The organism is Kribbella sp. (assembly GCF_035687465.1).
Lineage (GTDB): Bacteria > Actinomycetota > Actinomycetes > Propionibacteriales > Kribbellaceae > Kribbella.
Map to the genome: position 1 here is coordinate 1 of NZ_DASRXP010000710.1, position 10484 is coordinate 10484.

The window sequence follows — 10484 nt, forward strand, 5'->3', positions numbered from 1 at the left end:
AAGGGCGCAGAGAACAGACTACATTGAGTGATCCTTTGATATCTCAGAAACAATCAAACTGACTTGAATCATTAATCTTCAAAGGAATCCGCCACGAACAACAGACAACCCAACACCCAAAATCTCGAAGAGACCCGGGAAAAAGAAATCATCCAATGCCGTGAACGGGGATACTACATATTTCGGCATTGACTTTCGGCACGCTGTTGAGTTCTCAAGAATCGGACGCACACCGCGTCCGTAACCTTTCGGCCAGGACTCCGGGGCAACCTGCGTTACTCTACCGGACCAGATCCACCGAGTCAAGACCCGATTTTTCTGACCATCACCCCGTGTCAAGTGGGCCGACCCTTACCCGATGGCAAGTATCGACAGCGTTAGTCTTTGGGGGTTCGGAGCGTCCGGCCGCTTCCGCGTCCCGCACTCGCTCCAACAAGAAGAACAGTACGTGGCTGGCAGGTAGCGGGTCAAATCGGTTCCCGGTGGGCAGAGTCACACGGCTGTAATTTGCCCTCGGCATCGGCCTTGTGGGATAGGCCACCACCCCGAAGCCCGGTACCGCGGACCCTGCATCAGACCTTGGCCGGCGAAGCCAGAACCCCTGCAAAGGAACGCTTCCCACGCCGCAGGACCAGGGCACCGCCCGGCAGCAGGTCATCGGCGCCGGGCACGTACTCGGCATCGCTGACCTTCGCGTTGTTCAGGTATCCCCCGCCCTCGGCGACAGTCCTCCGCGCGGCCGACTTGCTGGCGACCAGGCCAGCCTTCACCAACAGGTCGCCGTATGTGGGCATCGGTTCACCGGCAGCGAGCTCGACGTGTGGTGCTTCCCGGAGCGCGGCCACCAGTGTCTCGCCGTTGAGGGCGGCGAGCTCGCCCTGGCCGAAGAGAGCCTTGGAGGCCTCCTGCACGCGTCGAGTCTCCTCTTCGCCGTGCACCAGCGTTGTCACGTCCTCCGCGAGCACACGTTGTGCCTCGCGGGCGAACGGACGTTCCAGGGTCGCCTGCTCCAACTCAGCGATCTCGTCCGCAGTGCGGAACGTGTAGAACCGCACCAGCTGCATCACGTCGCGGTCGTCCGTGTTGAACCAGAACTGGTAGAACGCGTACGGCGAAGTGAGCTCCCGGTCCAGCCACACGGTCCCCGTCTCGGTCTTGCCGAACTTGGTCCCGTCCGCCTTCGTCACCAGAGGCGTCGCCAGCGCGTGCGCCTTGCCACCCTCCGCCCGCCTGATCAGCTCGACGCCGGCAGTGAGGTTGCCCCACTGATCACTGCCACCGGTCTGCAGCGTGCACCCGTGGCGCCGGTAGAGCTCCAGGTAGTCCAGCGACTGCAGGAGGACGTAGCTGAACTCCGTGTAGCTGATCCCCTGCTCGAGACGGGCCTTCACCACTTCCCTGCCGAGCATCCGGTTCACCGGGAAGTGCTTGCCGATGTCCCGGAGGAAATCGAGCGTGTTGAGGTCCTTGGTCCAGTCGTAGTTGTTCACGATGCGTGCCGGGTTGGGCAGGGACGTGTCGAAATCCACGAACCGTTCCACCTGGCTGCGGACCAGTTCCACCCACTGCTGGACGACGTCCTTGGGGTTCAGCACCCGCTCGGAGGACTCCTTGGGGTCACCGATCAGCCCGGTGGCTCCACCGACGAGCCCGATCGGGTTGTGGCCGGCCAACTGCAGCCGCCGCAGGGTGAGGAGTTGCAGCAGGTTCCCCATGTGGAGACTCGGTGCGGTCGGGTCGAAACCGACGTACGAGGTGATCGGTCCGGCTGCCATCGCGGCACGCAGGGCGTCCGGATCGGTGGAGTGCGCGATCAGGCCACGGCTCTCGAGGTCGTCGAGCACCTGGGTGCGGCTTGCGGTCCCGCTGTCGGTCACTTGGTCTCTCCTTGTACGTCGCGGATCAACCACAAGCCTGCCAGTAGCGTCTAGTGCGTTCCTAGCTGGCCTCGGGCCTGGATAGGACGGCGCGGAGTTGAGCGACGAGGGCGTGGCCGTCGGGGCCGTGCACCGTGGCGGCTGTTGGGCGGTGTGGATCGTGCGCGCCCGGGTCCTGGTTCGGGACCGGCAGACCGTGGGACAGCACCTGCTCGGCGGGGGTCAGTTGGCGGATACCGATGGCCCGTACGTGGTCCGGGTGGGTCTGGGCGAAGTCGCCGTACAGCTGTGGGTCGTGCTGGCCGTCGTCGCCTACCAGCACCCAGCGCACGTTCGGGAACTCCGTCGCCAGCCGGCGCAAGGCAGTCCGCTTGTGCTCGCGCCCGCTGCGGAACCAGCCGGTGTTCGTCGGCCCCCAGTCGGTGAGCAGCATCGGGCCGGCGGGGTAACCGTGCCGGGCTAGGAAGCGGGTCAGGTTCGGGGCCGTGTTCCAGGCTCCGGTGGAGAGGTAGAAGATCGGCGCACCAGGGTGGTCCGCGAGGAGTTCGGCGTACATCTGGGCCATGCCCGGCACTACCCGCCGGGCCTGCTCGTCCCGGACGAAGGTGTTCCAGGCTGCGATCAGCGGTCGCGGCAGCATCGTCAACATCACCGTGTCGTCGATGTCGCTGACCAGCCCGAACGTCGCGTCGGGGTCGGGCACGAACACCTTGCCGCGAGCCTGCCGGTCGCCGTGCACACCCAGGCTGATCTCGTGCCAGCCAGGCGGCAGCACCACCGGCACCGTGAGGTCGATGAATCCCCCGCGGTCGGTGAGCCCCTCGAAGCTCTGACCCGCGACAGTGACCGAGACCGCCACCTTCGTGGCCGGCGCCGTGACGAAGACCCGCCACCCGCGAACCACCTGGTCCTCGTCCTGCCGGGGCTGCATCCGCGGGTCGCGGCTGAGCACGACGCGGGCGAGCACCCGGGTGAACTGCTGGGTGCCGTAGCCCACGTGCGGGATGATCCGTTCCCGCCAGCCGCGGCGGCGCAAGATGGTCTGCACCCCGAGGTTGAACCAGTCCTCCAGCCGGGAGGAGTAGTGCGGACGGCCCATGCTCGAAACCTACCCGGCGGAGGGGCTCGTACGCCTACCGACGACGACTGTCGGTGCAGACCTTTACGGTCTCGATATGACTCAGACTTCTGCTGGACTCGGGATGTGCTTCCCGCGGACCTTCCCCGCCGCCCTGGTGACGGACGTCGCCCGCCGGCTGGAGGCCGGTGGCGCGGACGAACTGTGGGTGATCGAGGACTGCTTCTTCACCTCGGGGCCGTCGCTGGCGGCCGCCGCGCTGGCCGTCACGGACCGGCTCACCGTGGGGCTCGGCATTCTGCCCGCGGTGGTGCGGACCGCTGCCGTCACCGCGATGGAGATCGCCACCCTCTGCGCGCTGGCTCCCGGGCGGTTCCTGCCCGGCATCGGCCACGGGGTCCAGGAGTGGATGGAGCAGATGGCCGTCCGGCCGAAGTCACCGCTGACGGCCCTGGAGGAGGTGACGGTCGCGGTCACCCGGCTGCTCGCCGGAGAGAGCGTGACGATGGAGGGCAAGACGGTCCACCTCCGCGATGTGAAGCTCGAAGCGCCGCCGGCTGAGGCACCGCCGCTCCTGCTCGGAGTGCGCGGTCCGAAGTCGCTCGCGCTCGCCGGACGCGTCGCCGGTGGTGTCGTGCTCGCGGAGCCCGCCAGCCCGTCCAACGTACGAGCCGCCGTGGCGCAGGCGGGGTCACCGGAGGGTTTCGTGGTCGCCGTGTTCAGTGCGTTCTGCGTGCGGAGCGACCGCAAGACGGCGTACGAGTGGACCGCGCCGTGGCTGGCCGGGCTGATCGAGCAGAAGAACCCAGGGCTCGCGGCACTGCCGTTCTACGACGACCTGATCAGCCGGTACGCCGAGTTGGGGGTCGACGGGCTCGTCACGATGCCGACGGACTGGTGGATCGAGCTCGGCCCGATCGGCACCCTCGACGACGCGGCCGCGCACATCGAGGCGCTGGAGGCCGCGGGTGCGCACCACATCGGCTTGTTCCCGGACCCCGAGGTCGAATACGGCCTCCCCCAGCTCGACTACGTCCTCGAACTAGCCAACCGCTAGGAGCGGCGTTTGGGGACGTGGGGGCGGTAGGGGGAGACGGTCGGGTCGTTGGGGATCCAGAAGCGCCAGGGGCGGTCGGCTGCTTCGCGGAGGCCGACTCGGGGGCCGGTGGAGGGTTCGCCGTCGAAGCCGGGGCCAGGGAGGAGCTGGATGGGTGAGGTGCGGGCCAGGAGGTTCGCGCCGTTGGCTTCCCGATCGATGCCGAGGGCAACGCACATCCGAGCCGGGCCGCGAGCTAGGTCTCGATCTGTGGTTCTTTTGCCGTTGGTGGGGTGGCGGCGGGTGCGGGCCAGGTCCACGCCTTCGATGATCTCGCCGGCGCGGAGAAGGACGGCCGATGGTCGGCCGTCGGGACCCGCGCTGATGTTCATGCAGAAGTGCATGCCGTAGGTGAAATAGACGTAGAGGTGCCCGGGTGGGCCGAACATCACGGCATTCCGTGCGGTCTCACCGCGGTACGCGTGCGAGCCGGGATCGCTCGGGCCGTCGTACGCCTCGACCTCGGTGAGACGCACGGCGACCGTGCCGTCCGCGGTGGTGCTGCGGAGCACCATGCCGAGCAGCCTAGGCGCCACTTCGAGCACCAGGTCAGCCAGGAGCGCACGACGTACAGGCATGCCCTAGGTGAGGCGGGCTGCGTAGGTGGCCGTGCGGGTTTGGAGTTCGGTCAGTTGGTCGGCGACGCGGTCGCGGGCGGTGCCGCCGCGGCCGTTGCGGGAGGCGATGGAGCCCTCGACGCTGAGGACCGAGCGGACCTCCGGGGTCAGCAGCGGCGAGATCGTCGCGAGGTCCTCGTCGGAGAGATCCCACAGTTCGATCCCACGCTTCTCACAAGCCTGTACGCAAGCTCCGGCGAGCTCGTGTGCGACCCGGAACGGCACCTTCTGCCGGACGAGCCACTCGGCGATGTCGGTCGCCAGGGAGAACCCCTGCGGTGCCAGGTCTTCGAGTCGCTCAGTGTTGAACCGCAGGGTCCGGATCATGCCGGTGAACGCGGGCAGCAGGACCTCGAGGGTGTCGACCGAGTCGAAGACCGGTTCCTTGTCCTCCTGCAGGTCGCGGTTGTACGCCAGCGGCTGCGCCTTCAGCGTCGCGAGCAGGCCGGTCAGGTTGCCGATCAGCCGGCCGGACTTGCCGCGCGCCAGCTCGGCGATGTCCGGGTTCTTCTTCTGCGGCATGATGCTCGAGCCGGTCGAGTAGGCGTCGTCCAGTTCGACGAAACCGAACTCCTTGGTCGCCCAGAGGATCACCTCTTCGGCCTGGCGGGACAGGTCGATGCCGACCTGCGCGGTGATGTAGGCGAACTCGGCGACGAAGTCGCGCGCGGCCGTCCCGTCGATCGAGTTCGGCGACGAGTTCGTGAAGCCGAGTTCGGTCGCGACGAACTGCGGATCCAGGCCGAGCGAGGAGCCCGCCAGGGCGCCTGAACCGTACGGCGAGTCGGCGGCGACCCTCGCGTCCCACTCGGCGAGCCGGTCGAGATCGCGGATCAGCGGCCAGGCGTGAGCCAGCAGGTGATGCGAGAGGAGGACGGGCTGGGCGTGCTGGAGGTGGGTCCGGCCGGGCATCGCGACGCCGAGGTGTTTCTCGGCCTGCTCGGCGAGGGTGGTCACCTGGTCGAGGACGAGGCGGCTGATGATGCGGCCGTGGTCGCGGAGGAAGCTCTTGAAGAGGGTGGCGACCTGGTCGTTGCGGGACCGGCCGGCGCGGAGGCGGCCGCCTAGTTCGTTGCCGAGGCGGTCGAGGAGGCCGCGCTCGAGTGCGGTGTGGACGTCTTCGTCGGTTTCCGCTGGGAGGAAGGTGCCGATCATGACGTCGGCCAGCAGGTCGTCGAGTCCCTGGAGCATCTTGGTCAGGTCGTCGTCGGTGAGGAGGCCGGCGCGGTGGAGGACCTTGGCGTGGGCCTTGGAGCCGGCGATGTCGTACGGCGCGAGGCGCCAGTCGAACTGGGTCGACTTGCTCAGCGCCGCCAGGGCGTCAGCCGGGCCGCCCGCGAACCGGCCGCCCCACAGAGCCGCGCTCTCTCCGGTGGTCATTTTCCGATCCTCTCAGAAGGCTTTGGTACTACGGTGCGCCAGGTAGGTGCCGCGTCTGGGTTGGTGTCGCGGCTACAGGAGGCAGTAGTTGTTGAGGTGGTGCCCACGGTGCGGCTTCGCTGGCGCTCGCCGCTACCGACCCTAGACCTCGGGTTTGGGGTCTGTGCGGGCTGCTAGGTTGAGGAATCTGGTGGCCAAGGCTTCGCCGCCGGTGGGGTTTCGGGAGACGACCATGACGGTGTCGTCGCCTGCGATGGTGCCGAGTACGTCGTCCAGGCCTACGTGGTCGATTGCCGACGCGAAGTACTGGGCCGCACCCGGCGGGGTTCTCAGGATGACCAGGTTGGCGCTGCCCTCTGCCGAGACGAGTAGCTCGGATGCCACCCGTGCCAGTCTGGCTTCGAAGGCTGCTGCTTCGCCGGCGCGCGGCGTACGGTCGCCGCCTTCGCCTGGTACTGCGTAGACCAGTTGGCCGGCCGAGTCGCGGACCTTGACCGCGCCGATCTCCACCAGGTCGCGGGACAGCGTGGCCTGTCCGACGACCAGGCCGGCCGCCGCCAGCAGGTCCGCGAGTTCGGTCTGGGATCGCACTGGCTGCCGTCCGAGCAGGTCGACGATGCGCTGCTGCCGGGCGGTCTTGGTGGTCGGTACCGCGAGACTCATGAGGCGAAGTTCCTCGCCAGCAGCCAGGACAGCAGGGCCTTCTGCGCGTGCAGCCGGTTCTCCGCTTCGTCCCAGACGACCGACTGGGGTCCGTCGATCACCGCCGCCTCGATCTCCTTGCCGCGGTAGGCCGGCAGGCAGTGCAGCACGATCGCATCGTTGTTTGCCTTCGACAACAGTTGCTCTGTCACCGCATACGGGACGAAGGGCGCCTCACGCAACGAAGCCTCACCCTCCTGCCCCATCGACACCCAGGTGTCGGTGGCAACGACATCCGCGCCGGCCACGGCCTCCAAGGCATCTGACGTCCAAGCAGCCGAACCACCCGTGGCTGCGCCGATCTCACCAGCCTTCGCGAGCACAGTGGCGTCGGGCTGGTAGTCGGCGGGCGAGGCAACGACCACGTGCATACCGGCCGTCGCTCCACCGAGCAGATACGAGTGCGCCAGGTTGTTCGCGCCGTCGCCGAGGTACACGAGCTTCAGCCCGGCCGTCGACCCCTTGTGCTGCCGGACAGTGAGCAGGTCCGCGAGGATCTGACACGGGTGGAACTCGTCCGTCAACGCATTGATCACCGGCACGTTCGACGCGCCGGCCATCTCCTCGATCCTGACCTGTCCCGAGGTCCGCCAGACGATCGCGCCAACCTGCCGATCGAGGACCCGGGCAGTGTCCGCGATCGGCTCGCCGCGGCCCATCTGGGAGCTCTGCGCGTCGATGATCAGCGGTACGCCGCCGAGTTCGGCGATGCCGACGGCGAACGAGATCCGGGTCCGGGTGGAGGTCTTGTCGAAGATCACCGCGACCGTCTGCGGCCCGGCCAGCGGCTTGTGCCCGAACCGGTCCGTGACCAGCTGCTGGGCCAGCGTCAAAACCTCGTCCTGCTCGACCGGGCTGAGGTCGTCGTCGCGCAGAAAGTGCCTCGTCACGCATCCTCCAAAACGCAAGCGTCGAGCAGTCCCGGCAGGGCCGCGACAAAACTGTCAGCGTCAGCCTTGCTCAGGATGTACGGCGGCGCCAGCCGAATCGCGTCGGGGATCGGGTTGTTCACCACGAAGCCGGCTTCGAGCGCGAGCGCGGTGACCTGGTCCGACACCGGCCGGGTCAGCTTGATCGCAAGCAGCAAGCCGCGACCCCGGACCCCCTCGATCAACGGGTGGTCCAGTGCCTCGATCGCGGAGGCGAGGTGGTTGCCGACCGCCGTCACGTTGGCGAGCAGGCCGTCCCGTTCGATCACCGTCAGTACTGCGAGGCCGGCGATCGAGGCGACCGGATTACCGCCGAAGGTCGTGCCGTGGTTCCCCGGCTGCAGCAGCTCGGCAGCCGCGCCGAACCCGAGGCACGCACCAATAGGAATGCCCGCGCCGAGCCCCTTGGCCACCGTCACCAGGTCGGGGAGGATCCCGGACGGGAAGTGCGCGAACCAGTCGCCGGTCCGCCCGACGCCGGTCTGGATCTCGTCGATCCACAGCAAGGCGCCGTGCTCGGAGGTGATCCGCCGAGCCGCCTCGAGGTAGCCGTCCGGCGGGACGACCACCCCGTTCTCCCCCTGGATCGGCTCGAGAACCACAGCTGCCGTCTCGTCGTCCACCGCGGCGGCGAGCGCGGCCGCATCGCCGTACGGGACGAAGGTGACGTCGCCGGGCAGCGGGGCGAACTCTTCGCGGTACGCCGGCTTCCAGGTGATCGCGAGGGCGCCCATCGTGCGGCCGTGGAAGGCGCCGATGGTCGAGATGATCTTGGTCCGGCCGGTCTTCCGGGTGATCTTGAAGGCGGCCTCGTTGGCCTCGGTGCCGGAGTTCGTGAAGAACACCTTGCCAGGGGCATCGAAAAGCGACAGCAGCTTCTCGGCCAGCGCGATCTGCGGGGCCGAGGCGAAGAAGTTCGACACGTGCCCGAGGGTGGCGAGCTGGCTGGTCACCGCCGACACCACGAACGGGTGCGCGTGGCCGAGGGAGTTCACCGCGAGCCCACCGAGCAGGTCGAGGTACTTGCGGCCGTCGGCGTCCCAGAGGTAGGCGCCCTCACCGCGGACCAGCACGCGCTTGGGTGCGCCGAACGTGTTCATCAGTGCGTTCGAGTACCGCTCGGTGAGCGCGGACTGGGTGCCCTCGACGGTCAGCAGTTCGGTCATGACGGAATCACCTGGGTCCCACTTCCGGCGTCGGTGAAGATCTCGAGCAGCAACGAGTGCGGCACCCGGCCGTCGATCACGGTGGCCCGGGAGACGCCGGACTGGACCGCCCGCAGGCAGGCCTCCATCTTCGGCACCATCCCGGACGCGAGCGACGGCAGCAGTTCGGCCAACTCGGCGGCGTCGATCTGGGTGACGATCTCGTCGCTCTCGGGCCAGTTCCGGTACAGCCCGGCCACATCAGTCAGTACTACGAGCTTCGACGCGCCCAGCGCCACCGCCAACGCGGAGGCGGCCGTGTCTGCATTGATGTTGTGCGCCTGGCCGTCCTCGTCGGGGGCGATCGTCGACACCACCGGGATCCGGCCCGCGTCGATCAGGTCGATCACGGCCTCGGGCCGGACATCGACCACGTCGCCGACCAGGCCGATGTCGACGGACTCCCCGTCGATCATCGCGCCGCGCCGCTCCGCGGTGAACAGGCCCGCGTCCTCGCCGGACATGCCGACGGCGAACGGGCCGTGCGCGTTCAGCAGCCCGACCAGCTCGCGGCCGACCTTGCCGACCAGCACCATGCCGACCACGTCCATCGCCTCGGGCGTGGTCACCCGCAGCCCACCGCGGAACTCGCTGTCGATCCCGAGCCGGGCCAGCATGTCGCTGATCTGCGGACCGCCGCCGTGGACGACGACGACCCGGACACCGCAGTGCCGGAGAAAGACGATGTCGGACGCGAACGCCTGCTTGAGCTCGTCGTCCACCATCGCGTTGCCGCCGTACTTGACCACGATCGTCTTGCCGTGGAACTCCTTCAGCCAAGGCAGTGCCTCGGTCAGCACCGCGGCCTTCTCGACCGCGCTCGCCTGCGTCCTTGCCGGGGTCAGGGTCATGAGGAGTACGCCGAGTTCTCTTCGACGTACGCGTGCGACAGGTCCGTGGTCAGCACGGTCGCCGAGGCGGTCCCCGCATGCAGGTCGATCACAACCTCGATCTCCGGGCCGCTCAGGTCGGCCTCGGACCGGTCGACCCCCTTGCCGCCGGCCACACAGATGGCCGCGCCGTTGAGCGTGATGTCCAGCAGGGACGGGTCGAAGGCGGTCGGTGCGTTACCGACGGCCATCGCGATCCGGCCCCAGTTCGGGTCGGAGGCGAAGAAGGCGGTCTTGCAGAGGTTGTCCTCGGCAACGACCTTGGCGGCGGCGATCGCCTCGGTCTCGGTGGCCGCGTTCTGCACGGTGATGCTGACGTACTTGGTAGCGCCCTCCGCGTCGGCCTGTAACTGCTTCACCAGGTCAGCAGCCAGGGCCGTGAGCGCCTCTTCGAACGCGTCCGGCGCGACGGTCACTCCCGAGGCTCCTGAGCTGAGCAGGAGCACGGTGTCGTTGGTCGACGTACCACCGTCGACGTCCAGCCGGTTGAAGGTCTTGCCGACCGCGTTCCGCAGTGCGTGGTCGAGGTGCGGCTGATCGAGTGCCGCGTCCGTGGTGATGACGGAGAGCATGGTCGCCATGTTCGGCGCGCACATGCCCGCGCCCTTGGCGAAGCCGCCGATGCTCCAGCCGTCCGGATGCGTGAGGACCGCCTGCTTCGGCACCTTGTCGGTCGTCATCACAGCGGTCGCAGCTGCGAGACCATCCGA

10 protein-coding genes are annotated in these 10484 nt (G+C 68.0%); 1 reads left to right on the forward strand and 9 read right to left on the reverse strand.

Features of this window, described 5'->3' with window-relative positions; all coding sequences use genetic code 11:
- Positions 1-572 precede the first annotated feature (572 nt).
- Together tyrS and VFG33_RS38735 are read right to left on the reverse strand one after the other, a co-directional pair.
- The gene (tyrS, locus tag VFG33_RS38730) at positions 573-1877 is read right to left on the reverse strand and encodes a tyrosine--tRNA ligase (RefSeq protein WP_325058018.1); all 1305 of its coding nucleotides are present in this window, start codon (positions 1875-1877) and stop codon (positions 573-575) included.
- A gap of 61 nt (positions 1878-1938) precedes the next feature.
- Positions 1939-2976 carry an App1 family protein phosphatidate phosphatase gene (locus VFG33_RS38735; RefSeq protein ID WP_325058019.1) on the reverse strand — a complete coding sequence of 346 codons (1038 nt, stop codon included), beginning with the start codon at positions 2974-2976 and terminating at the stop codon, positions 1939-1941.
- A 76-nt stretch (positions 2977-3052) separates the two neighbouring features.
- Here VFG33_RS38735 and VFG33_RS38740 point away from each other — a divergent pair, with 76 nt between their 5' ends.
- Positions 3053-4012 (forward strand): LLM class flavin-dependent oxidoreductase, encoded by a 960-nt coding sequence (locus VFG33_RS38740; protein WP_325058020.1) that lies wholly within the window; start codon positions 3053-3055, stop codon positions 4010-4012.
- On the opposite strand, the gene VFG33_RS38745 is transcribed toward VFG33_RS38740, so the two are convergent.
- The 7 genes from VFG33_RS38745 to VFG33_RS38775 all read right to left on the reverse strand — a co-directional run.
- The gene (locus tag VFG33_RS38745; protein ID WP_325058021.1) at positions 4009-4629 is read right to left on the reverse strand and encodes a DNA-3-methyladenine glycosylase; all 621 of its coding nucleotides are present in this window, start codon (positions 4627-4629) and stop codon (positions 4009-4011) included. The genes VFG33_RS38740 and VFG33_RS38745 overlap by 4 nt on opposite strands.
- Positions 4630-4632: 3 nt before the next feature.
- Complete coding sequence (argH, locus tag VFG33_RS38750) at positions 4633-6048, reverse strand: argininosuccinate lyase (protein ID WP_325058022.1); 1416 nt, start codon at positions 6046-6048, stop codon at positions 4633-4635.
- 141 nt (positions 6049-6189) lie between these two features.
- Complete coding sequence (locus tag VFG33_RS38755; protein ID WP_325058023.1) at positions 6190-6711, reverse strand: arginine repressor; 522 nt, start codon at positions 6709-6711, stop codon at positions 6190-6192.
- Positions 6708-7640 carry an ornithine carbamoyltransferase gene (gene argF / locus VFG33_RS38760; RefSeq protein ID WP_325058024.1) on the reverse strand — a complete coding sequence of 311 codons (933 nt, stop codon included), beginning with the start codon at positions 7638-7640 and terminating at the stop codon, positions 6708-6710. The genes VFG33_RS38755 and argF overlap by 4 nt, the downstream gene beginning before the upstream one ends.
- Positions 7637-8845, reverse strand: coding sequence for an acetylornithine transaminase (locus VFG33_RS38765; protein WP_325058025.1), 1209 nt, complete (start codon positions 8843-8845; stop codon positions 7637-7639). The genes argF and VFG33_RS38765 overlap by 4 nt, the downstream gene beginning before the upstream one ends.
- Positions 8842-9735 carry an acetylglutamate kinase gene (gene argB / locus VFG33_RS38770; protein WP_325058026.1) on the reverse strand — a complete coding sequence of 298 codons (894 nt, stop codon included), beginning with the start codon at positions 9733-9735 and terminating at the stop codon, positions 8842-8844. Before argB ends, VFG33_RS38765 begins: the two co-directional genes overlap by 4 nt.
- The coding region (locus VFG33_RS38775; RefSeq protein WP_325058027.1) for a bifunctional ornithine acetyltransferase/N-acetylglutamate synthase at positions 9732-10484 on the reverse strand (753 nt) is incomplete at its 5' end. The genes argB and VFG33_RS38775, both read right to left, overlap by 4 nt.